We start from the raw sequence: 21,000 nt of genomic DNA on the forward strand, positions 1-21,000 counted from the left end.
GTGCGGTCGTCATAAGGGGGGAGCACTCGGCGGCGAGCGCCGCCCGTGCGAAGGGGGGCAAGGTGATGCGCTATCGGCCACATATCCTCGTCGTGATCGCCCTGGCGGTCGTGCTGTCCACGGGATGGCACGGCGCGCTGCGCAGTGCGCTCACAGATCTGCGCTTTGCCTGGCAGTCGCGTGCAGCCACCGGCAACGTCGTCGTCGTCGCCATCGACGCCCCCTCAATCGATCAGATTGGTGTGTGGCCCTGGCCCCGCAGCCTGCACGCTGACCTCCTGCACAGGCTCGAGGCCGCCGGCGCGCAGGACGTGGCTTTCGACATCGATTTCAGTTCGCCGGCGGATCCGGCTTCGGACGAAGCCTTTCTTGCCGCACTTCGCGAGGTCGGTGGCTCGACCATCCTGCCATCCTTCAAGCAGCCCACGCCAAATGGAGGCGCGGCCCACATCAATCGGCCTCTGAAGCCGTTCGGCAACCAGTCGTGGCCGGCCGTGGTCAATGTCGCGGTCGAATCCGATGGGCTCGTTCGCCGCTATCCAGTCGCGGAAAAGCTCGGTGACGCCCAGATGCCTTCGATGGCGGTGGTGTTGGCGAGACAGGACGCCAATCGGCGGCCGCCATTCCTGATCGACTTCGGCATTCGGGCTGCGTCGATTCCTGTTGTTTCCTATGTCGACGTGCTGCGGCGCGATGCCAAGACGCTCGACAAGCTGAGGGACAAGAAGGTCATTGTCGGTGCCACGGCACTCGAGCTCGGCGACCGGTTCAGCGTTCCCAACGGCCGCATTCTCGCAGGACCCATTTTGCAGGCGCTGGCAACGGAGTCGGTTCTGCAGAACCGTATGCTGCGCTGGACGTCCGATATCGGCATGATCGCCGGCCTTGCCGTGATCTGCCTGCTGATGATGTATTCGTGGCGCCGTGTCGCGCCGGGCGTCCGCGTCGCCGTCCTGCTCGCGGCGGGCGGCGGCATCGAACTGTCTGCGGTCCTTGTGCAGGAACGTTGGCCAGTCATCATCGACACGTCGCTGTTTCACATCGCGATCGTCGCCTATTTGACAGCCATCGCGCTGGACGAGATCGATTTCCGCAGCCTGTTGGGGCGGATTGCCGAAAGCCGCTTTCACCGTATCGCGATGTCGCTTGGCGATGGTCTGGTCTGCACCGATGAACATCACCGGATTACGGTCTGGAATCCCGGCGCCAGCGCCATCTTTGGCTACATGCCAACCGAGATGATCGGTCGCCCATTTGAGATGCTGTGTGCGATTCCGGTGGAAGCTGGCACGAAGGCCTTCGCCATCCGCGACGCTGCACGTCAGGCGCTGCTGGTCCCCGGCGGTGCCGTCGTCGTCGAATTCGAAGGCCGTCGCAAGAACGGGGAAACTTTCCCCGTCGAAGCGAGCTTTTCGGGCTGGCAGGGAACGGACGGATTCCAATATGGCGCAATCCTGCGCGACATCTCCGTGCGCAAGCGCGAGGCAGAACGCGTCAGGTATCTCGCCGAGTACGATGCGCTGACCGGTCTTGCCAATCGCAATACGCTGCATGCAAAGTTGGTCAGCCTCATCGGTGCGGCGAAGCGGCGGTCGTCCGAGGCGGCGCTGCTTGTGCTTGGGCTCGACGGCTTTCAGCGGATCAACGATATGTTCGGCCATTCGGCCGGAGATATCGCGCTTCAGGCCGTCGCCGAGCGCCTGCGAATGGAAGTTGGCGGCAAGGCGGTCGTCGCCCGGCTCAGCGGCGACGAATTCGCGATCGCGCTCGATTGCACCGAGGCCGGCGAGACCATTGCCGCGTTCGCCGAACGGATCGCCCGCGCGTTCGAAGCGCCGCTAGTCACGGTTACACGCCAGCACCGGATCAAGATCAGCATCGGCGTTGCCGTATATCCGGAAGGCGGACTGACCGCGGACGATCTGCTGAGCAACGGCCATCTTGCGCTGACCAAGGCAAAGCTGACGCAGCGCGGCAGTCTCGTGATCTTCGAGAACGCCATCAGGCATGAACTGGAGAGCCGGCTGACGCTGGAGAGCGAATTGGCGCTTGCCGCGGACCGCGGTGAGTTCGAGCTTTTCTACCAGCCCCAGGTGCGCCTGATCGACGGCAGCCTGGTGGGGGCCGAAGCGCTGATCCGGTGGCGTCACCCGGTGCGCGGCTACGTCTCGCCCGGCGAGTTCATGCCGGTGGTCAACTCGTCGGCATTGTCCGAGCGGATCGCGAACTGGGTGATGCAGACCGCGGCCCGGCAGGCGCGCGCGTGGGAATTGTCGGGCCACAAAGTGCGCGTCGCCATCAATCTCTCGCCGTCGCAGCTTCATTGCGGTGATCTCGCGGATTCGGTTGCGCAATTGCTGAAAATGACGGGTCTTTCGCCCTCGCTGCTTGAGTTGGAAGTTACCGAAGATATCCTGCTGCACGACGAGAGCCGGGTGCTCGACATGTTCAAGCGGATCCAGCAGCTTGGAGTCCGCATCCTGTTCGACGATTTCGGAACGGGCTATGCGAGCCTGAGCTATCTGAAGAAATTTCCGCTCGACGGGCTCAAGATCGATCGCTCGTTCGTGCTGGACCTGCTCGCGGATTCCGACGACGCCGCGATCGTCGGATCAACGATCGGCCTCAGCAAGCAGCTTGGCTTGACGGTTGTCGCTGAAGGCATCGAGAATCGGGCTACGGCCGACTTCCTGGTCAGCATGGGCTGCGAGGAAGGGCAGGGGTACTTCTTCGGTCGTCCGATGCCCGCCGACGCTTTCGAGAAGCAGTTCCTGGCGGCCGAATTCGAGGCTGTCAGCGCGGCCTGAGTCGTTTCGGTTCGGATTGTCAGCGCCGGCGCGCAACCGCAACGCCAAAGAGAAAAGCGACGAACAGGCTGGCGAGGGGCGCCTCGCGCGTGATTGCCGCTACGGTGGCAAGCGGCCGTCCCGGCTTTCGCGCTTCATTGATCGCGACGGTGAGGCGATCGCCGGCAGCGCGCAATCCTCCTGCGACCTCGCCGATGGTGTGGGACACGTCGGTGGCTGCATCGATGGCGCGCTCGGCCATGCCGGGCTGGGGATTGGGCTGCGGTATGTCCGTGCTCACGCTTGCAACCTCCAAACCTGAAGATGAAGACTGAGGCCGGCACCTTTGGCTATCCGCGCGTGCGCTTGTTCTGAACAGCGGGCCCGAAGACCTTTGGCTATCCGCGACAGGCGCCGTCTTGAACGGCGGGTACCGGCCTTGCAGTGGAAATGCCGCGCGCGGCAATTGGTTCCGAGGGACGTTCGTCCTTTCCCCGGAGACCCCGTGAAACGACGGGGCCGAATCTCTGCTACGCTGTTGCAGCCTTGCTGATCTCAGGAGATTGCCGTGACCGATCGGACCATCGCGGATCGAGCCCGGCGCATCGCGTTGCTGGGCGCGCCCATCGATATGGGCGCTTCACAGCGCGGCACCTTGATGGGCCCTGCGGCGTTGCGGACCGCCGGCCTCGCAACACTGCTCGAAAGCCTGGATTTCGAGGTCGTCGACTACGGCGACCTCTCGGTGGACGAGGTCGGGGATCTCAACGACAGGCCGCCTGAGAAAGCCAATCACTATCGGGAGATCCAGCGCTGGACGCGCGTGCTCAGCCGTCGCGGCTATGAGATCGCGCAAACCGGTGCGCTGCCGATCTTCCTCGGCGGCGACCACACGCTGTCGATGGGTTCGGTCAACGCGATGGCGCGGCATTGGCAGGAGCAGGGACGCGAGCTGTTCGTGCTCTGGCTTGATGCCCATGCCGACTACAACACGCCGGAGACGACGATATCGGCCAATATGCACGGCATGTCGGCTGCATTTCTGTGTGGCGAGGCAGGCCTCGATGGGCTCCTGGGCGATGATCCACGCGCATCGATCAATCCTGACAAACTCGACCTGTTCGGCGCGCGTTCAATCGACAAGCTGGAAAAGGAGCTGATGCGCGCGCGCCGGATCAGGGTTGTCGACATGCGCCAGATCGACGAGTTCGGCGTCGCGGTGCTGATCCGCCGCGTGATCGAGCGCGTCAAGGCGGACGACGGCGTGTTGCATGTCAGCTTCGATGTCGATTTTCTTGACCCTTGCGTCGCGCCTGGTGTCGGCACCACGGTGCCGGGGGGCGCGACCTATCGCGAGGCACACCTGATCATGGAGTTGCTACACGATTCCGGCGTGGTGGGGTCGGCCGATATCGTCGAGCTCAATCCATTCCTGGATGAGCGTGGCCGCACGGCGCGCACCGCGGTCGAACTGATCGGCAGCCTGTTCGGCCAGCAAATCACTGATCGCGCAACGCCGAGCAACGCGATCGCGCCAGGGGAGTGACGCGCGGCAAAGATGACAGGGATAACAACTGAGTTCCGGACAATGGCTCGGAACTTGCCGGTCACGCCCGGAACTCGGCGGACGTGTTCGAATTAACCTGCGGGACAGAAAAGTACGAGTTTCGCGGATGACAAATGATCGCTTCGCAAATTCCATTTCCTCGGCGCTCCGCCATCCGGGCGTGATTGCGCTGATCGTGGCCGGTTTGACGATTGCGGCGATGTTGATCGTCGACCATGGGCCATGGAGCCGCGCCCAAATGCAACCGGCTCACGTCGCCATGTATGCAACGACGGGCGAAGCAGCGCATGCGGCTGGCGCCAAGGTGCTCCCGACCGAACCGAAATCCCCAATCGAGCCGGATCGGCCGGGGCCCAAGACGTCCCCGACCGTCAATCCTGTTACGCCATGAGCGTCAGCTCTTGCGACCGTAGCTGAGGAGCCCGCCGGTCGTCTTCGGCGGATGGGCACGAAGTGCTTCCTCGTTCGGCTCGGTGCCCCAGCCGGGACGGTCGGGAATGACAAGATGGCCGTTCTGAATCTCTGGCTCGTGCGTGAACAGCTCGCGGTCCCAGGCCAGGCGGTCGATGTCGATTTCCATGATGCGCAGGTTCGGGACGGCTGCGCAGAAATGCGCGTTCATCATCGAGCAGAGGTGTCCGTAGAAATTATGCGGGGCGACGTTGACCTCGAAGGCTTCCGCGGCTGAGGCGATCTTCATGGACTGCCACACGCCGTTCCAGGGCGTATCGATGATCGCCACGTCCATCGCCTGCTCATGGAAATAGGGCAGGAATTCGCGCAAGCCCAGCAGCGTCTCGCAGGACGAGATCGGATGCGGGCTATGCCTACGGATATAGCCAAGGGCTTGCGGGTTGAAACTGTCGATCTCGATCCAGAACATGTCGAGATCAGAGATCGTGCGCAGGATCTTCAAATAGCCTTCGGTCTTGGCGTTGAAGTTGCAGTCTAGCAGGATGTCGACGTCAGGGCCCGCGCCGTCGCGAATTGCTTCCAAATGCATGCGCAAGTCGCGCAGGATCTTGCGGTCGACATTGATCTCGGGCGCGAAGGGCGATCCGAAGCCGGGCCGCCACCCGGTTGGCTTGCCGTCGTCATAGGAGAAGATGTTGGTCTTGAGCGCGGTGAATTTCTTCTCGCGCACCTCGCGGCCCATCGCCTTGACGCCGTCGAGATTTTCGATCGCCGGCTTGTACCAGGAGGGATGATTGATGCGCCACGTCGCACAATGCGACCAGTAGACCCTGACGCGGTCGCGAATCTTGCCGCCGAGGAGCTCGTAGCAGGGCACACCCAGGCATTTCGCCTTGGCATCGAGCAGCGCGTTCTCGATCGCGCCGAGCGCCTGCGCAACCACGCCGCCGGCGGCGGGCCGCGTGGCAGCGAAAAGCTCGGCATAGATGCGCTCATGCTGAAAGACGTTCTGGCCGATCACGCGCGCGGACAGGCGCTGGATCGCGGCACCGACGCCCGGCGAGCCAAAGCCCTCGTCAAACTCGCTCCAGCCCACGACGCCGTCTTCCGTCGTCACCTTGACGAAATGGTAGTTTCTCCAGCCGGCATCGCAGGCAAGGATCTCGAGACTTGTTGCTTTTGATGATGTTGTCATGTCGCTCCCTGTCGCCTGGCGAGGTGTTATTTTTCTTGCGGGCCCGTCACAAGCCCGGGCCCAGCCACAATTGTTAGGCTAACGACGGGCTGTCGTGAAGCCTGCAAACACTTGGCGTGGCGTCGATTTTGGATCCTGCCAAGCGGAGAGCCCGTAGAATCGGGGGATCATGATTTTTCTTGAAAATGCGCCAAACCCAGACCGATTTGGCCACAATCGGAACCGATCAATGGGACATGCAGTTTCTGGCCGTGATTTCGGTTCTGGCGCTCCTCACGATGAGTGGGGCCGCCGTTTCAGATCGGTTTCTGACGGCCGGTCAGCACGTCGCGCAAGGGGTGGAGTAGCGCGGGCGGGCGAGGGTGCTTTTGTCTTTGGGGGGACATCAATGCTTTCAGTCGACCAGTTCTTGCGGTTCATCAGCGTGCCGGCCGTGTTCGCGGCCTTCGTCATCGCGTCCCAGATTTCGGCCGCGCTGTCGCCGCTCTAGCCGATCGCGGACGAGCCGAGCAGCGCGAGGACGGCCAGCGCCATCAGCGCGGTGCCGAGCCAGCCCAGCACGACCAGCCACCGGCGGGCCTTGAACCGGCCCATGATCGTCCCGTTCGACACGATCAGCATCATCATCGCCATGATCGGGACCGCGACGATGCCGTTGAGCACCGCGCTCCACACCAGCATGTGGATCGCGCTGATGCCGGTGAAGCCGAGCCCGAAGCCGATGATGGTCGCGGCCGCGATGATCGTATAAAAGCCGACCGCGTTTTCCGGCCGCGCCTCCAGCGTCGCATGCCAGCCGAAGACCTCCGCCACGCCGTAAGCCGCCGAGCCCGCCAGAACCGGGATTGCCAGAAGCCCCGTGCCGATGATGCCGAGCGCGAACAGCGCGAAGGTGAAATCGCCGGCGAGCGGCCGCAGCGCCTCGGCCGCTTCAGTCGCCGAATTGATGTTGGTGACGCCGTTTGCGTTCAGCACCGCCGCCGTGGTCAGGATGATGAAGAAGGCGATGGCATTGGAGAACAGCATGCCGGTCGTGGTGTCGGCCTTGATGCGCGCGAGCTCGGGATCGCCGCCGCGCCGCGTCTCCTCGCGGAGCGGCCGGTCGCGGGTGCCGATATTCATTTCCTCGACCTCCTGGGAGGCCTGCCAGAAGAACAGATAGGGGCTGATGGTGGTGCCGAGCACCGCGACCACCATCATGAAATAGTCGGCGTTGACGGCCGCCTTCGGCCACACCGCGGCGAGCAGCGCCGTGCTCCACGGGATCTGCACGGTGAAGGCGGTCGCGACATAGGCGAACAGCGTCAGCGTCATGAATTTCAGCACCGGCGCGTAGCGCCGATAGGGCAGGAAGACCTGCAGGATGGTCGAGCCGGCGGCGAAGATCAGCGCGTGCTCGTGATTGAGTCCGCCGATCACGAGCGAGAGCGCCTCCGCCATCGCGGCGATGTCGGCGGCGATGTTGAAGGTGTTCGCGGCAACGAGCAGCGCCACGAGCCCGAGCACGACCCAGCGCGGCGCGAGCGCCATCACGTTGGCCGCCAGCCCCTTGCCGGTGACCCGGCCGATCTGCGCGCTCACCAGCTGGATCGCGATCATGAACGGCGTCGTCAAGAACACCGTCCAGAGCAGCCCGTAGCCGAATTGCGCGCCGGCCTGGGAGTAGGTGGCGATCCCCGACGGATCGTCGTCGGCAGCCCCCGTGATCAGGCCCGGCCCCAGCCGTTGCAGCAGCGTCGGCGCCGACTTGGTCGGAGCAACGGCGCTTTCGCGCCTGGCGGCAGAATGTTTGGATCGGTTCGACAGGGGCTGGCCTTCCGGAAATGGCGAACTGAAGGGCTAAGCCCGATCGCCAGCGGAAAGTTCCTCGGGCCGGCTGCTGCCGGCGGTCTAGCTCGCCTTCAAGACGGGGGCATGACCCTGCGCCTGCGGCGGTGCACCACGCGCTTGCGATACGCACGTTGAAAACGGGAGGGAGCGTCCTGAACCATCGCACGACGCCAGGGTCACTCCGCTCGCGCCGGATCAGGCGGCCGCGGTCATGCCCGGCGGCCGACAGGCGCCGTTCGTGGGCCTACTTGATGCTGACGAACATGCCCCAGGCGGCGGACAGCGCAGCGCCGGTGAAGACGACGCCCGGGTTGTCGCAGAACACGCTGCCGTAGCTGCACACATCGGCCCCGAACGAGCCGAGCTCGTGATGGCCGGCCGAATAGAACAATCCTGACAGTCCAAGCAATGTGGCGGCGACGTAGTACATCGGCTCTCTCCGGAGAACGGACATATGCCAGCGTGGCGCGAACAGATTTCATTCCGCCGAATCCGCATGCTTGCATTCGATTCAAGTTTGACCCGTTCGATTGAACCTGCGCGGGCGGCGGCGACACAAAGACCCGCAGAGATATCGCCTTGGTCGTCGTCGCGTTTGGCCGGATGGTGTCATGAACCCCGCTCTCGATCTGCTCTATCGCCTTGCGACCCTCGGGTTCAGCATCTACTGGGCCCGCAAGGCCTGGTATGGCTATGTCGAGCGCAAGATCCTGTTCGTCAGCGACGACTGGTGGGACTGGTCGCGATGGTCGCGGCAGGAATTTTATCGGGACACGATGCCGATCCGGTACTGGATGCAGATGGTCGGCACGGTGTTCGGCTCGCTGCTATGCCTCGTCGGTGCAATCATCGGCTCGTAGCCGAATAGTTGAGGGCAGCCGCGCGCCGACGATGTCACGCAAGTGATCCTGAGCCGACCATCAGCTGGAGCGCCTAGCTCCGAGGCGCTCGCAAACGTAGTCGACGCTCTCTTCGATTGACATTTTCGACGTGTCCAGAAGCTCAACCCCATCCGCCTCAGCCTCACCGCGAAGATATCTGGCCCATTTCATCATCTCGGCGTTAGCCAACTCCGGCTGGTTGCGCTCGTGACAAAGGCGATGAGTTCGGGTTGCATCATCGCAATGCACCAACACGACGAGAGCCTCTCTGATTCCGGCGGTTGCAAGCCCTTCCTTGATGAACGCCAGACGCATCTGGCCTTCGAACAGGATCGGAAGAGCATCACCTTCCCTCGCGATCCGAGTCAGCCACTCGATCGTCATCGCGCGTTGCCAACCCTCACCGGATCCCCAACCCGCGATACGTTCCTCTGGCGAGGGGACGCCAATGCTATCAAATCGAAACACGCGAACCTGTCGGCATTTCTGCGCGATCGTCTCTGCAATCGTCGTTTTGCCTGAACCTGACGCACCCGTAAGAACGACCATGCGCATCGCTGCGACCTTCTCCCCGTTCGCGGCGGCAGGTTACTTTGACGGATGGCGGGCAGCAACGTCTGCGCGGGGACCCTTCGCGGCGCTGGCTTTGCACTGACGAAACAGTCCTGAAACAATCCTGAAACCAGATCGGTGTGAACGCCGTCACAGTTCGCGCCGACCAACGAAGCGAAAAGGAGAAAGACATGATCCAGATCGGTTCGAAGGAAGAAGTCGCGTTGCTGCTGGCCCTGTTCGGAACTCACACCCAGCCCGTCAGGAAGCCCAAACCGAAGCAGAGGCCACAGCAGAACTGAGAGGCGACCCATGCCGGGTCTGGCCGATAGCCTGAGCTTTCTGCGTCTGCTGATCGCGCGGGGCGATCCGAGAGGAATTCCGCTGGCGATCAGCGCCATCGACGATTATCTGGCGATGGCGCCGGTCTGCGCACGCCGGCGCGGCCTGCGCGTGCTTCAGCAGGACGCGCTCGAGCTGCATGTCACCTCGGTCGGCGTGCAGCGCTCGTTCGCCGAGACGGTGGAGGCGTATATCGAGCGCAAGCTGAAGGAAGAGTAGGGGGATCTAGCTCTCCAGTTCCTTCCGCAGGCTGGCACCGCTTTTGCTGCAAGAGACCTTAATCCCGGCCCGGCCCCTCGGGCCGTCTCAGATTGAGGCGATCACATGCAGTCAGCGTCCCGTTTCGAAGCGACCTCGTCCCTGCAGCTCCACGCTCTGATCTCCGACCTCGCCTGGCGGATCCAGATGCTCGACGGCGATATTGCCGAGGAGGAGCGCAGTTCCGGCAATGCCGATCCGCACAGCCCCACCTATTCGATGCTGGCCCAGGCCCTGCGCGCGCGCCGCGACAATTTGCGGACCTCGATCGCCCTGCTGGAAGCGCGGGGCGAGCGAACGGCGGACTTGCAGCGCGCGGCGTAGACAAGGTCCGGAGGCGCGGCCTTCCTCCTGTTGCGGCCCGTCTTAAGCCGGGCCGAACCAGGTCGTCAGCGCCGCCGAAAGCCCGCCTTCGCTTCCGCCACCGACCCAGGCCACATGCCCGTCGGGACGCACCAGCACGGCCGTCGGCGCGGCGACTGCTCCGATCGCCGGAAGCTCCCATGCGCCGTCATAGCGGGCATCGATGCGCGTGACGCGATCGGCCCAGGGATCTGCCATCGGCGAGATGTCGCGCCTGCCAGGCCCGCCGAAATCGAGCAGCAAGCCGCGCGCCTCGTGCAGCAGCGTGAACAGCTGCACGGGACGGCCTGCGACGGACAATGCCAGATCGGGCATGCGGCGTCCGTGCAGCGGATGCCCGCCGCCGGGATCGTAGCTGATGTCGAGCCCGCTCATCATCGCGCCATAGCGCCGGCGCGGCTCCTCCATCGCAAGCAGTTCGGCGACGACCTCGCGCGCGGCTCTGCGGCCGTCGTCATCGCGGCGGAGCAGGGCGATCTGCGCCCTGGTGTTGCGCAGCACCCGCGCGGCCACCGGATGGCGTTCGGCATGGTAGCTGTCGAGCAGGCTGTCGGGCGCCAGCCCTCTGGCCACCAGCGCCAGCTTCCAGCCGAGATTGACGGCATCCTGCAAGCCGGTGTTGAGGCCCTGGCCGCCGACGGAGTGATGGATGTGCGCGGCGTCGCCGGCGAGCAGCACGCGTCGGTGGCGATAAGACACGGCCTGCAGGGCTGCATCGGTAAAGCGGGAGATCCAGGACGGGCTGTGCACGCCGAAATCGGTGCCGTAGACGGCAACGAGCGCCCCGCTGAGATCGCGCAAACCGGCTTCGCCTCTGCGATCGGGCGTGACTTCCGTCATCAACACCAGCACGCGTTCGTTCTCGGTCTTGCTGAGTCCGTGAAAGCCGAGGGCGTCGTGACGCAGGCCCCATTGCGGCGGCTCGCGCATCTCGACCTCCGCCATGAGGTTGCTGAGCGACGGCCCGGTGCCCGCAAAGGCGATGCCGGCGGTCTTGCGCACCAGGCTGCGGCCGCCGTCGCAGCCGACCAGATATTGCGCGCGCAGCATCTCGCCGCTGTCGAGCGTCACCTCAACGCCGCCGTCGTCCTGCACGAAGCCTGTCAGCGCGCGGTTGCGGTAGACCGGCACGCCTAGCTCCTCGACCCAATCGGCCAGGATGCGTTCGATGTGGCTCTGTCGCAGCGCCAGCCCGTAAGGATGCCGGGTCGGCAGATCGCCGATGTCGAGCCGCGTCCAGGCGAAGCCTGCGAGCTGGGTGATGTTGCCTTCGCGCAGGAAGCGGTCGGCAACGCCGCGCTGGTCGAGGATTTCGATGCTGCGCGCGTGCAGGCCGCCGGCGCGCGTGCCGGTGAGATCCCGGCCGGCGCGGCGCTCGACGATGGCGACGTCGGCCTTCGCCAGCGCCAACTCGGCCGCCAGCATCAATCCGGTCGGCCCGCCGCCGGCGATCACGACGGCATGGTCGGCCGCCTCCGCCGGGCGAACTGACGAGCTGCCGGCGCGCCGACGTGACTTCGGAAGAAGGACAGGCATGTGAGGACCCCTCTCGGGTAGCGGTGAGGCGCGGGGGTGTACACCGAGGCGAGGCGCTTGAAGCAAGCCCTTTGCGCACCACATATCGAGCTGGGAGGAGGGGTGTTCGTCGCCGGCGCGCGGCGCCTTCCCGGGGGTTAGGAACCTTCTGTGTCGGGCTGGATTTGGTGTCGTGCCGGCCCACCGCCGATTGGCCGGCTGAATGGCGGCTCTGGCGCACCAAGCCCCCCGTCCCGCGCCGGGGCCGCTTCGGTTTAGCCAAAATTCGGCTTGACCCGTCGGGCAAAACACTGGCATAATGGCATCATCGACAAGTTCAGCCCGCGCGGAGACATCCGCTGCGGGCTTTTTTGTGCCGCCGGTCTCGAACGCCCACCTTAAAGGTGACAAATTCCCGGACCTTGAGAAGAGGGAACGATGCCTGTTGCCTCAACTCGGAGTGCATTAATGAGCCCGTCCGCAAGTTTGGCTACAGCAAAGAAGCAGACCGCTCGCGGTCGCAAGCAAGACCGCGCGCGCGTCGCGGGTGGGCAGAAATACGAAGTCGGTTATGAAGCAAAGAAGACGGGCCGCTCGGCCTCGGCCGTGAAGCAGGCGGTCAAGAAGGTCGGCAACAGCCGCAAGAAGGTGGAGCGGAAGCTCGGAGGAAAAGGGCTATAGGAGCCGCCGCTGCAATCACGGCTCTGGCGTGCCCCACGGTTGGCCGGAGGCTATTTCGGTTTTTCGTCAGAAAATGCTTGACCCGTCGGGCAAAACACTGGCAGAATGGCATCATCGAAAGAGTTCGGTTCAGCCCGCCCGGAGCAATCCGGGGCGGGCTTTTATCTAAGCGAAATGGAACGTGGCCTGTTCCGGCATCCACGAACATTTCAGATGTGGGGCTTAATGACAGCTTGTGACCGAAGTTGACTGCGCTTCGCATCAGGTCGCAGCGAAGAAAGATTTTAGTATGCTAATTTGAACGGGAACGATTCATCGAGGTAAATAATGAAGCGCCGGGAGTTCATCGCGCTTGCGGGGGGGCTGACCATATTGCCGCTTGCCGCGCGGGCTCAGCTATCCGCAAAAAGCTGGCGGCTCGGTTACGTCGGTACCGGCGGATTGGGTAATCAATTGTTCGAGGAATTCGCGCAGAAGCTCAACACACTCGGTTATGTTGCAGGGAAAAACATTGTCGTAAGTCGCGCGATTGCGTCGCCCGAGGCGAAGGCAGTTGAAGCTGCCGTTACGAAACTGCTCCCTGAAATTGACATTCTGGTTATTTGGGGAACGGTCGGTGCAACGGTCGTAAAGCGCCTTAACCAAAGCGTTCCCACCGTGTTTCTGTCGGTCGGCGCGCCCGTTGATATTGGGCTGGTTCAAAGCCTCTCGCATCCCGGCGGCAACATGACCGGGGTTTCGTTTGAAGCTGCCATCGATACCTATGCGAAACGATTGCAGATGCTCAAGGAGGCTGTTCCGTCGCTTGAAAGGATCGCGGTCTTGGCGGCGCAGGGCGATTCGAACGTACTGTTTGCGATGAATTCCATCGAGCAGGCCGCCTCCGAGATGCACGTCGCATTGAAAACCATCTACGTTAAGACCGCGGATGACCTGCCCGCCGCATTCGCTGAAATACAGCAAAGCAATGTCGGGGGCTTGATTGTCATTGCCGGCTTGCTAACTGCCGAAAACTCAAAGACCATCGCCGAACTCGCGTTGGCCAAACATCTACCGAGCTGTCACGGGTTTCGGGAAGCGGTTGTCGCGGGCGGCTTGATGAGCCTGGGGCCCGATCTTTTTGCAATAGCAAGGCAGGGTGCAGTATACGTTGATAAAATAATTCACGGAGCAAATGCCGCCGATCTGCCAGTTGAACAGCCCGATCGATATGAGACTTTTATCAACTTGAAGACGGCTAATGCACTGGGTCTTGCGATTCCAGCGTATCTTGTCGCGGGAGCGGACAAGGTCATTGAATAAGGCGGAAGCGCTTCTGGCCCTTAACGGACAAGCTCGGGCGGAATAGCCATGTCCCGTCTTGAAGACTTAAACGGACTTGCCCCCGCATCCGATCGCGCTGGTCGGGTTGATGAGCACACGCCCTAACACGCCCTAATAAGGGTTGAGCACGCTGTCGATAAATTGCTGCTTTTCGCCAGGCGCATAGCCTTGGCAAGAGCCGTAATAGATTTCCGGCCTGTCGCAGGGATTGCCGGCCCGGGAGTGTTGACGCGACGCGTCGGCAAAACCCGAGGCTCGACCTGACGGGTCGCCGTGATGAGGACGAGTCACGGCGTGACGGCTGTGCGCATGCTGTGTATTAGCCGCGTTCGCAACTCCGCACAGGCTTGTCAAAACGCTCAAGGCCAGGATCCAACGCATCGCATTCTCCTCCGGGGCGTTCACCCTGCGGCTTAATGATTACCATGATGCAGCGTTCCATGGGAATGCGGACTTCTGCTGTTGGTCGGACCGTCAGCGGCGTCGGCAAACATGCCCGTTTGACACGTCGGGCAAAACACCTGCATAATGGCATCATCGAAACGAGTTTGTCGGGCCCGCGCGGAGCAATCCGCCGCGGGCTTTCTGTTTCTAAATACAACTGTTGCGTCCGTTCCTGCCAGTCGGGGCGGACGTCACCGGTCAAGATCGCGGATGATCTCGACTGTGTTGGTCGTAAAGGCTCGCCCAATCAATCTGTGTAAAGCGGCTCCTTGAGCAGGACTTCATTTTCCGCCCATCGACCTTGTGCCGAATTTGGAACGAGACTCTATTGACTTTGTTCCTGATATGTTCCAAAACAACCTAAGGGTGAGCGGCAACGGCATGAGTCATGCTCGATCCACTTCGAGGCGACGATGAGTAGATCGTTTCTTGCTTTTGTCTTGCTGGAAAGGCCAGCAGTGCCGGACATGGTCGCGCTTGCCGCAGCGCTTCGCGCCCGGCACCCGGAACTCGCAACCGAGATGGATGCCGGCGCAACGGGTAGCCGCCAGGGTTCTGCGGGTGCATCGGTCCTGCGCTGTGGCAATCAACTCATTACAGTGATGTCGATGCCGACGCCCATTCCGCAGGATCCCGGCCTATGGTCGCGCGCGACGACGGCCTGGCCGGAGGCGAGCGCGGTTGCAGCGCGGCATCGAGGTCATTTGATTGTCTCGGTACTCGGACAAAGCCGGCAATTGTTGTCGACGGCTCGTCTGATGACAGCCGTTATCGGCGCGCTAATAGCAACCACGCCGGAATGCTGCGCTGTGGTCTGGGATGCCAAGGTCGCACGCCCGGCTGATCTTTGGCTGCATCTGTCCATGCAATCCTATGCGCCGTTTCCTGACTATCCTTTCACGCTGTGGGTTGATGTCCTGCCTTTCCGTTCGAGGAAGGGAATCGGTGCGGTGACGATGGGATTGTCCGCTTTTGTCGATCGTGAGATTGAGTTCGATACCTCCAAGCTGGTGCTCGGGGCGTTGATCGAAAAGGTGGCCGGCCTTGTTGTCTATCTCATTGAGCACGGACGCGTGCTCAGAGATGGCGACACATTCGGAGGCGATGCGAAGGAGCGCATCGCTGTTCGTTACAAGAATTCTGATCAGTTCAATGGCATGCCCGTGTTTCTCTGTACTGATGGCTCGTCGTAATATAGTTGCCAAGCAACAGACATTGCTGATTGTGACGCACATGAGAAAGCTGAGAAAACGGGATGCCCGCAGAGAGCAACAAGTCGATGACTGCATCCTCTATCGAGAAGCGCTTGCGCAAGCCAAAGCCGCGGAAATTCTACCGCGTCGGGCTCGATTTTCGGTTTCAAACTGCGCCAGGATGGCAGATGGAAAACATCGGTGGACGTGTTCTGCGGTCGCCGCGGGGCGGCCGAAGCTTTCCGGCACTATCCGAGCCGCCGCGCCTGCTGATCAATCCGTCTCTCGGTCGCGCACCCGTCGACTGGGAGCTTTTTTCACGACTTCTGGCTCGTGTCCGCTCCGATGAAGGGCGTTCTCGAAACCGTGGATCGAGACGGCGTTGCGTTCCTCAGATGCGAAACTCGGTCGGTCGGTCGGAAGCCCGCGCCGGATTACTGGCTTTGCGATGTCATTCGCATGCTCGATGCGATCGACGAGGAAAAGACGCGCGGCGAAATATTGTATGATGGTACGGAGTTCAGGCAATACGACGGCATGGCAAGGCCCAGCTTTGTCTTCAAAGAAGAGGTTGTTGGTTCTGCCCATATCTTCAGACCGCGATTCTGGGGCGACATCATCTGTGATCAGACGGTGAAGGATGCCTGCAAAACCGCCGGCGTAAGGGGTATCCGCTTCAGAGACGCCGCCGGCGACTGATCGCACAGTAGAGCGAGTATGAAAAAAGCAAGTTCAGGAATGGCAGCCCCAGCGCACCAAGCCTCCGTCAGGTGCTGGAGCTGCTTCGGTTTATCAAAAATAAGCTTGACCCGTCGGGCAAAACACTGGCAGAATGGCATCGTCGGAAAGTTTGATTGGCTTGGGCTGAGTGATCCGCGGCGGGCTTTTTCGTTTGGGATGCCAAGGTCGCACGATGTTCCGATCTCTGGCTGCATCTTTTCTAAACAATCTTATGCGCAGTTTCCCGACCATCCTTTCCCACTCTAGGTCGATGTGCTGCCGTTCCGCTCTGAGCCGGGCATCGGCGCGGTGATGATGGGACTGTCCGCTCTTGTCGGGCGTGAGATTGAATTCGAGCCCTCCGGGCTGACGCTTGCAGCGCTGATCGAAAAAGGTGGCCGCCTCGTTGTCTATCTAATCGAGCACGGAATGTACTCAAAGACGGCGACACGTTTGGAGGCGATGTGCGGGAACGGACCGTTCACTACAAGAATTCCGAACAGTTCAATGGCATGCCTGTCTTTCTCTGCACTGACAGCTGGTCGTAGTAGAACACAGCCAGCGGTCATTGCTCAGTACGATCGAGCATGAGCAAGATGAGATGCTGGATACCCGCAGAGAGCGACAACTCATGGCTGAATCCTCTATCGAAAAGCGTTTGGGGAAGTCGAAGGCAGCAAAATTCTACCATGTAGGGATGGGCGGATTTCACACTGCGCTAGCGGTAGAAATAGAAAATATCGCCGTGCTGAATGCTAGCGGCGTTCTGAGCGCTAGCGGCGTTCTGATGTCGCCGCCGGGCGGGCGAAGCTTTCCACCCCTTCCCGAGCCGCCCCGCCTGCTGATCGATCCGTCTCTCGGTCGGGCCCCCGCAGATTGGGAGCTCTTTGACGATTTCTGGCTCGTGTCCGATCGAATGAAGCGGGTTCTCGAAACTGTGGATCGAGAGGGCGTTGCATTCCTGAGGTGTGAAACTCGATCTCTCGGTCGGAAGCCTGCGCCGGATTACTGGCTTTGCGATGTCATTCGCATACTCGATGCCATCGACGAGGAAAAGTCGAAGGGCAAAATCCTCGACGATGGGACCGAATACAGGCGATATGACATTACGGCAACGTTCAGCCTTGCCTTCAAAGAAGAGGCTGTTGGTTCGGCCCATATCTTCAGGCCGCGGTTTTGGGGAAACATTATCTGTGATCAAGTCATGAAGGATGCCTGTAGGGGCATGAGGGGAATACGCTTCCGAGATGCCTCCGTTTGGTGAGCGCGCTTTGGTACGGAACCTCGTCACGTTGAAGGCGCAAAGCCAGCTTTGTTCGTTTGTTGATCTGCGCGCAAATTGCTCTCTCTCTCTCTCTCTCTCTCTCTCTCTCTCTCTCTCTCTCTCTCTCTCTCTGGAAGGAAGGCCCTTCCCAGAAAGTTGGCATAAAGAGATGCGCGCCCAAATCTTGGGTAGGGCCGCACGAAGTGTTTCCGTCTTGACTTCGGCTTACAACGCCGACGTCAAATGCATTTGCTCGCGATCCGCGATATCGATTGGCGCGGCTGCATCGACATGCCGCGCGCAAATCTAGAGCCGGCTTCCATCGCTGGCCGTCTCATCAGTCATTCCGTTCAAATTGTCGGCTGAGCTCACAATCAGCTCGGATGCCGGCGTGCGCCAGAAAGTGTCGGTCGCATGTTTCCGATCCATCATGTCTTATCTCTGTCTCTTGCAAAGCACCCCGTCATTAGGGAACTGGCTAAGCGATTCGACATTAACGGGATCAGAAATCTTATGGCCCTGCCTGCGAGGCAGCGGATTGCCGACAATCTTGAAACGAGCCCGCACTCCGGAGGACATCTTGAATCGTACTACAATGGGTTCTCCGAGCATCTGGATCGTGTCGGTCTCTCTCCAGAATTCCGTCAAGGGCGATTCGAAGAGGCTGTTTCCGATCTGAACAAGCTTCTGGCCGCTGCCAAATACGCACAAGCGAATGGCCGCCTATTTCCTAACACTCCGACGGGGATGACGCGCGAGCAGGCAAACAAGGCGAACAAAGAGTGGTTCTTGAATTGGAGAAGGTACGCCAAAGATAACGAAGACCAGATCCAGCAGATGCAGGACACGATCGACCAGTTGGGTGGCTCTGGACAATGGAACGGCGCTCTCCACTGGCCCATTCTTTCCCCGACAAGCACGCTCAATCTTGAAGATCGTATCAAGATAGTAAGCCAGTTTCTCAAAGGCTCTCCAATCTCCCAACAGTTTACTGCTGTTGGACCGGTTCCGGGGCTTCCAGGTTTGGTGCCATCTTTTGTTAACACCAGGCTGCCCGGTTTCAATCCTGTGCCGCCTGGTGACGTGCAACAGCCGGAAGGCTTCACACCGGGCAATCCCTCTCTGACCTTTGGTTTGCGCGGTTTTCCAGCATTGGATTCAGATTGGCATCGAATCAACCAATTGCCGCCGACGTCCGCAACGCCACCGGATCCGCTCGTCCTCCAATTCGATCCGATGACAGGGGCGCCGCTTCCATTTTATGAGAATCCACTGATGCGTGATCCTGGGAGCGCGTCATCTGTCGCGCAGGAAGCGCTTCCCTGGTTGCTCGGCGGAGCGGCAGTTGGCGTCGCCGCACCGTTCCTGCTGCCCGCGTTGCCCACGTTGCCGGCGTGGGTATGGGCATTGGGCGCTTTGGGCGGAACGAGTGTAGCGATAAACTCATCTGCCAACGCAGCACCAGGGAATAATTCCAGCGGTGGCGTTCTTGCTGCAGGTGCGCCTCCGTACAATCCGTTCGGTCCAAGCGGTGCATCGAGCGTCAACAGCACCGGCAGTCAGCCACTCGGAGCTCAATCCAGCGCACAGCCGCTGATGGGCAACACTCTCGATCAGGGGCCGGAGCGCTCCGATACTTTCGGCGATCGTTTTGGCAACTGGCCAGGAACTGCGGCTGCTGCCACACCGTACCAGCCATCGAGCGAACCTCCGGCACCAGTTGCTTCTGCCGCCGGAGCCGCCGCGCCCGAAGCGGTCCGGCGTCTCACCCGCGTGAACGCTTCGAACGCCGGCAGTGTGTTTGAGTCTGGTAGCGCGCCGGTGCCGTATCTGCCTTTTCCTAAATTCGACGATCGATTTGGCAATTGGAAAGTGGAAGAAAAGCAGCCACGGCAACTGAGCAGCCCGGTCGGCACATTCGCAGATGAGCCGGGCTATGTTATTCCACCGCCGATTTGGGGAGTGGAAGCTTCAGCCAATCCGCGAAACGACGCGGAAGAATGGTTCTCTCGTTGGATACAGCCGCTACTTCGCCAGGATTGAAAGTCCGCTGCGGATTTTTCAACTCGGCTCAATGTCGTTTGACACGTCGGGCAAAACACTGGCAGAATGGCATCATCGAGAGAAGTTGGTCGAGCCCGGGCGGAATGATCCGCAGCGGGTTTTTTTCATGGCAACGCGTTGCCGCTATATCGCATCGTCGTGATCGCGGTGGCCGCGATCAAATTGTAGTCAAGGTTTGACACGTCGGGCAAAACACCGGCACAATGGCATCATCGAAACGAGTTTGTCGGGCCCGCGCGGAAACATCCGCTGCGGGCTTTTTCGTTTCGATCCCGCAATCGGACGGCGCCCCGCGCATCGCGGCCTCGCCCTCGTTGAAACGCGTTCATGGAGCGCCGACCAGCGCGCCGCCGTCCGAACCACTTTACTGGCCGTGCACGCGCGAACGTGCCGGCCCGCGGCGCGAGCCTTTTGCTTGCGCCGCCGCGGTCTCCGCAAGACGGGGATAAGGTTCGCGCCGAAACGATCGCGCGTCGTGCCGCGATCTGCCGCACTGTTATTTTCCGGGGAGCAACGATGACGGTCTATCTCATATCGCTCGCGCTTGCGGGCCTGCTTGCTGTTGTCATCTGGGAGACTTTTGCATGAGTGACGGTGCTGGATTCAAGATCGATATGTCGGACGTTCTCCCGCCCGTTCCGAAGCGGCGGGCGAGGGCGCGAACGCTCACCGAAATCCGCTCGGTCGCGCGCAGCCACACCAGGACGGCGATCAACGTTCTCGTCGGCGTCATGCGCAGCGACGAGGCAACGCCCGCCGCGCGCGTCTCGGCCGCCAACGCGATCCTCGATCGCGGCTGGGGCAAGGCGCAACCGCTCGAGAACAGTGACGACGAGGTGCTCGAACTGATCCACCGGGTCGAACGCATCATCGTGCATCCGGGAAAATCCGGCGGCGAGGAGTCCTAGCGCCATCGCCAAAGAGAAGCGCTTGCTATGTCCATCCTGAAAATCCCGACCGCAAAGATCTTCGCGTCGCTGCTGAAACCCGCGCGCTACAAGGGCGTCTACGGTGGACGCGGCTCGGGCAAATCGCACTTCTTCGGCGAATTGCTGGTCGAGAGCTGCCAGGCCGAGCGCGGCACGCTCGCGGTCTGCATCCGCGAGGCGCAGCGGACGTTGGCGCAGTCGTCAAAGCGGCTGATCGAAGGCAAGATCGCGAGCCTCGGGCTCGGACATGGCTTCAAGCTCTATAGCGACAAGATCGAGACGCCCGGCGACGGGTTGATTATCTTTCGTGGACTTCAAGTTTTACAACAGCATTGGGGCAGAGGGCTTCAGCTCAAACTGATGCGCGCCGCCGAAGCGCGCGGCCGGCGCGCCGGATGGACTGGTATCGTCTCGGATACAACCAATAACAGTTACTCGGCGAATAACTTTATCAAGGCGGGCTATCGGCTCTTTGAGCCCGAGGTGCCCTGGGCGTGGTCGCATACGCTCTACTGGCGAAGGTCGCTTCGTTGAATGGGTTCCGTGGCGCGGAAGGTGGCTACCGCATCGTACTCCAAGGCCAATTTCCGTATTGAAGCGTCGCTACTGAAGCACTTGCGAATTCGGTTCTGTCGCGCTTTAAGTTGGCTTGCGGGAAATTCGGCGAGCACAAGCCGAT

The 21,000-nt window shown here is 61.4% G+C and carries 21 protein-coding genes; 14 read left to right on the forward strand and 7 right to left on the reverse strand.

Features of this window, described 5'->3' with window-relative positions:
- Nucleotides 1-62 precede the first annotated feature (62 nt).
- Nucleotides 63-2,807: an EAL domain-containing protein gene (locus JQ621_RS14175; RefSeq protein WP_212235315.1), complete on the forward strand. Its 2,745-nt coding sequence runs from the start codon at nucleotides 63-65 to the stop codon at nucleotides 2,805-2,807.
- A 19-nt stretch (nucleotides 2,808-2,826) separates the two neighbouring features.
- Here the strand turns inward: JQ621_RS14175 and JQ621_RS14180 are convergent, their stop codons facing one another.
- Nucleotides 2,827-3,087: a hypothetical protein gene (locus JQ621_RS14180; RefSeq protein ID WP_212235316.1), complete on the reverse strand. Its 261-nt coding sequence runs from the start codon at nucleotides 3,085-3,087 to the stop codon at nucleotides 2,827-2,829.
- Between the two features lie 267 nt (nucleotides 3,088-3,354).
- On the opposite strand from JQ621_RS14180, the gene rocF reads away from it, so the two are divergent.
- A complete protein-coding gene (rocF, locus tag JQ621_RS14185; RefSeq protein WP_212235317.1) occupies nucleotides 3,355-4,332 on the forward strand; it encodes an arginase in 978 nt (325 codons plus the stop codon).
- Between the two features lie 127 nt (nucleotides 4,333-4,459).
- Nucleotides 4,460-4,744 carry a hypothetical protein gene (locus tag JQ621_RS14190; RefSeq protein ID WP_212235318.1) on the forward strand — a complete coding sequence of 95 codons (285 nt, stop codon included), beginning with the start codon at nucleotides 4,460-4,462 and terminating at the stop codon, nucleotides 4,742-4,744.
- Nucleotides 4,745-4,747: 3 nt separating this feature from the next.
- On the opposite strand, the gene JQ621_RS14195 is transcribed toward JQ621_RS14190, so the two are convergent.
- The 3 genes from JQ621_RS14195 to JQ621_RS14205 all read right to left on the reverse strand — a co-directional run bounded on the left by JQ621_RS14195 (nucleotide 4,748) and on the right by JQ621_RS14205 (nucleotide 8,222).
- Nucleotides 4,748-5,962, reverse strand: a complete 1,215-nt coding sequence (locus JQ621_RS14195; protein ID WP_212235319.1) for a mandelate racemase/muconate lactonizing enzyme family protein — start codon at nucleotides 5,960-5,962, stop codon at nucleotides 4,748-4,750.
- Nucleotides 5,963-6,448: 486 nt separating this feature from the next.
- Complete coding sequence (locus JQ621_RS14200) at nucleotides 6,449-7,696, reverse strand: NRAMP family divalent metal transporter (RefSeq protein ID WP_249125299.1); 1,248 nt, start codon at nucleotides 7,694-7,696, stop codon at nucleotides 6,449-6,451.
- A gap of 340 nt (nucleotides 7,697-8,036) precedes the next feature.
- The gene (locus JQ621_RS14205) at nucleotides 8,037-8,222 is read right to left on the reverse strand and encodes a hypothetical protein (RefSeq protein WP_212235320.1); all 186 of its coding nucleotides are present in this window, start codon (nucleotides 8,220-8,222) and stop codon (nucleotides 8,037-8,039) included.
- A gap of 181 nt (nucleotides 8,223-8,403) precedes the next feature.
- Between JQ621_RS14205 and JQ621_RS14210 the strand changes: the two genes are divergently transcribed.
- Nucleotides 8,404-8,652, forward strand: a complete 249-nt coding sequence (locus JQ621_RS14210; protein WP_212235321.1) for a hypothetical protein — start codon at nucleotides 8,404-8,406, stop codon at nucleotides 8,650-8,652.
- 60 nt (nucleotides 8,653-8,712) lie between these two features.
- Here the strand turns inward: JQ621_RS14210 and JQ621_RS14215 are convergent, their stop codons facing one another.
- Nucleotides 8,713-9,228 (reverse strand): hypothetical protein, encoded by a 516-nt coding sequence (locus JQ621_RS14215; protein WP_212235322.1) that lies wholly within the window; start codon nucleotides 9,226-9,228, stop codon nucleotides 8,713-8,715.
- 309 nt (nucleotides 9,229-9,537) lie between these two features.
- Between JQ621_RS14215 and JQ621_RS14220 the strand changes: the two genes are divergently transcribed.
- The gene (locus JQ621_RS14220) at nucleotides 9,538-9,786 is read left to right on the forward strand and encodes a hypothetical protein (RefSeq protein ID WP_212235323.1); all 249 of its coding nucleotides are present in this window, start codon (nucleotides 9,538-9,540) and stop codon (nucleotides 9,784-9,786) included.
- A gap of 105 nt (nucleotides 9,787-9,891) precedes the next feature.
- Nucleotides 9,892-10,149, forward strand: a complete 258-nt coding sequence (locus JQ621_RS14225) for a hypothetical protein (protein ID WP_212235324.1) — start codon at nucleotides 9,892-9,894, stop codon at nucleotides 10,147-10,149.
- 42 nt (nucleotides 10,150-10,191) lie between these two features.
- Here the strand turns inward: JQ621_RS14225 and JQ621_RS14230 are convergent, their stop codons facing one another.
- Nucleotides 10,192-11,724, reverse strand: coding sequence for an FAD-dependent monooxygenase (locus JQ621_RS14230; RefSeq protein WP_212235325.1), 1,533 nt, complete (start codon nucleotides 11,722-11,724; stop codon nucleotides 10,192-10,194).
- 465 nt (nucleotides 11,725-12,189) lie between these two features.
- On the opposite strand from JQ621_RS14230, the gene JQ621_RS14235 reads away from it, so the two are divergent.
- Both JQ621_RS14235 and JQ621_RS14240 read left to right on the forward strand, forming a co-directional pair.
- Nucleotides 12,190-12,384: a DUF3606 domain-containing protein gene (locus JQ621_RS14235; protein ID WP_212235414.1), complete on the forward strand. Its 195-nt coding sequence runs from the start codon at nucleotides 12,190-12,192 to the stop codon at nucleotides 12,382-12,384.
- A gap of 327 nt (nucleotides 12,385-12,711) precedes the next feature.
- Nucleotides 12,712-13,686 (forward strand): ABC transporter substrate-binding protein, encoded by a 975-nt coding sequence (locus JQ621_RS14240; RefSeq protein ID WP_212235326.1) that lies wholly within the window; start codon nucleotides 12,712-12,714, stop codon nucleotides 13,684-13,686.
- Between the two features lie 132 nt (nucleotides 13,687-13,818).
- On the opposite strand, the gene JQ621_RS14245 is transcribed toward JQ621_RS14240, so the two are convergent.
- Nucleotides 13,819-14,088, reverse strand: a complete 270-nt coding sequence (locus tag JQ621_RS14245; protein ID WP_212235327.1) for a hypothetical protein — start codon at nucleotides 14,086-14,088, stop codon at nucleotides 13,819-13,821.
- A gap of 476 nt (nucleotides 14,089-14,564) precedes the next feature.
- Between JQ621_RS14245 and JQ621_RS14250 the strand changes: the two genes are divergently transcribed.
- The 6 genes from JQ621_RS14250 (at nucleotide 14,565) to JQ621_RS35455 (ending at nucleotide 20,855) form a co-directional block, all read left to right on the forward strand.
- Nucleotides 14,565-15,344: a DUF4261 domain-containing protein gene (locus JQ621_RS14250; protein WP_212235328.1), complete on the forward strand. Its 780-nt coding sequence runs from the start codon at nucleotides 14,565-14,567 to the stop codon at nucleotides 15,342-15,344.
- A gap of 345 nt (nucleotides 15,345-15,689) precedes the next feature.
- A complete protein-coding gene (locus JQ621_RS35450; RefSeq protein ID WP_249125265.1) occupies nucleotides 15,690-16,043 on the forward strand; it encodes an imm11 family protein in 354 nt (117 codons plus the stop codon).
- Between the two features lie 622 nt (nucleotides 16,044-16,665).
- Nucleotides 16,666-17,328, forward strand: a complete 663-nt coding sequence (locus JQ621_RS14260) for an imm11 family protein (RefSeq protein ID WP_249125266.1) — start codon at nucleotides 16,666-16,668, stop codon at nucleotides 17,326-17,328.
- Nucleotides 17,329-17,742: 414 nt separating this feature from the next.
- Nucleotides 17,743-19,371, forward strand: a complete 1,629-nt coding sequence (locus JQ621_RS14265; RefSeq protein WP_212235329.1) for an AHH domain-containing protein — start codon at nucleotides 17,743-17,745, stop codon at nucleotides 19,369-19,371.
- Nucleotides 19,372-20,006: 635 nt separating this feature from the next.
- Entirely contained in the window at nucleotides 20,007-20,300 is a 294-nt protein-coding gene (locus JQ621_RS14270; protein WP_212235416.1) for a hypothetical protein, read from the forward strand.
- A 27-nt stretch (nucleotides 20,301-20,327) separates the two neighbouring features.
- A complete protein-coding gene (locus JQ621_RS35455) occupies nucleotides 20,328-20,855 on the forward strand; it encodes a phage terminase large subunit (RefSeq protein WP_249125267.1) in 528 nt (175 codons plus the stop codon).
- Nucleotides 20,856-21,000: the final 145 nt, after the last annotated feature.

It is taken from the genome of Bradyrhizobium manausense, assembly GCF_018129685.1.
Classification (GTDB): domain Bacteria; phylum Pseudomonadota; class Alphaproteobacteria; order Rhizobiales; family Xanthobacteraceae; genus Bradyrhizobium; species Bradyrhizobium manausense_D.

What these genes read in the sequence shown, in the direction of transcription:
- JQ621_RS14270 (WP_212235416.1), top strand. Translation starts at nt 20,007, where the DNA reads ATGTCGGACGTTCTCCCGCCCGTTCCGAAGCGGCGGGCGAGGGCGCGA.
- JQ621_RS14195 (WP_212235319.1), bottom strand. Translation starts at nt 5,962, where the DNA reads ATGACAACATCATCAAAAGCAACAAGTCTCGAGATCCTTGCCTGCGAT.
- JQ621_RS14230 (WP_212235325.1), bottom strand. Translation starts at nt 11,724, where the DNA reads ATGCCTGTCCTTCTTCCGAAGTCACGTCGGCGCGCCGGCAGCTCGTCA.
- JQ621_RS14225 (WP_212235324.1), top strand. Translation starts at nt 9,892, where the DNA reads ATGCAGTCAGCGTCCCGTTTCGAAGCGACCTCGTCCCTGCAGCTCCAC.
- JQ621_RS14190 (WP_212235318.1), top strand. Translation starts at nt 4,460, where the DNA reads ATGACAAATGATCGCTTCGCAAATTCCATTTCCTCGGCGCTCCGCCAT.
- JQ621_RS14215 (WP_212235322.1), bottom strand. Translation starts at nt 9,228, where the DNA reads ATGCGCATGGTCGTTCTTACGGGTGCGTCAGGTTCAGGCAAAACGACG.
- JQ621_RS14245 (WP_212235327.1), bottom strand. Translation starts at nt 14,088, where the DNA reads ATGCGTTGGATCCTGGCCTTGAGCGTTTTGACAAGCCTGTGCGGAGTT.
- JQ621_RS14220 (WP_212235323.1), top strand. Translation starts at nt 9,538, where the DNA reads ATGCCGGGTCTGGCCGATAGCCTGAGCTTTCTGCGTCTGCTGATCGCG.
- JQ621_RS14240 (WP_212235326.1), top strand. Translation starts at nt 12,712, where the DNA reads ATGAAGCGCCGGGAGTTCATCGCGCTTGCGGGGGGGCTGACCATATTG.
- JQ621_RS35455 (WP_249125267.1), top strand. Translation starts at nt 20,328, where the DNA reads ATGTCCATCCTGAAAATCCCGACCGCAAAGATCTTCGCGTCGCTGCTG.
- JQ621_RS14205 (WP_212235320.1), bottom strand. Translation starts at nt 8,222, where the DNA reads ATGTACTACGTCGCCGCCACATTGCTTGGACTGTCAGGATTGTTCTAT.
- JQ621_RS14210 (WP_212235321.1), top strand. Translation starts at nt 8,404, where the DNA reads ATGAACCCCGCTCTCGATCTGCTCTATCGCCTTGCGACCCTCGGGTTC.
- JQ621_RS35450 (WP_249125265.1), top strand. Translation starts at nt 15,690, where the DNA reads ATGAAGGGCGTTCTCGAAACCGTGGATCGAGACGGCGTTGCGTTCCTC.
- JQ621_RS14260 (WP_249125266.1), top strand. Translation starts at nt 16,666, where the DNA reads ATGCTGGATACCCGCAGAGAGCGACAACTCATGGCTGAATCCTCTATC.
- JQ621_RS14265 (WP_212235329.1), top strand. Translation starts at nt 17,743, where the DNA reads ATGTTTCCGATCCATCATGTCTTATCTCTGTCTCTTGCAAAGCACCCC.
- JQ621_RS14250 (WP_212235328.1), top strand. Translation starts at nt 14,565, where the DNA reads ATGAGTAGATCGTTTCTTGCTTTTGTCTTGCTGGAAAGGCCAGCAGTG.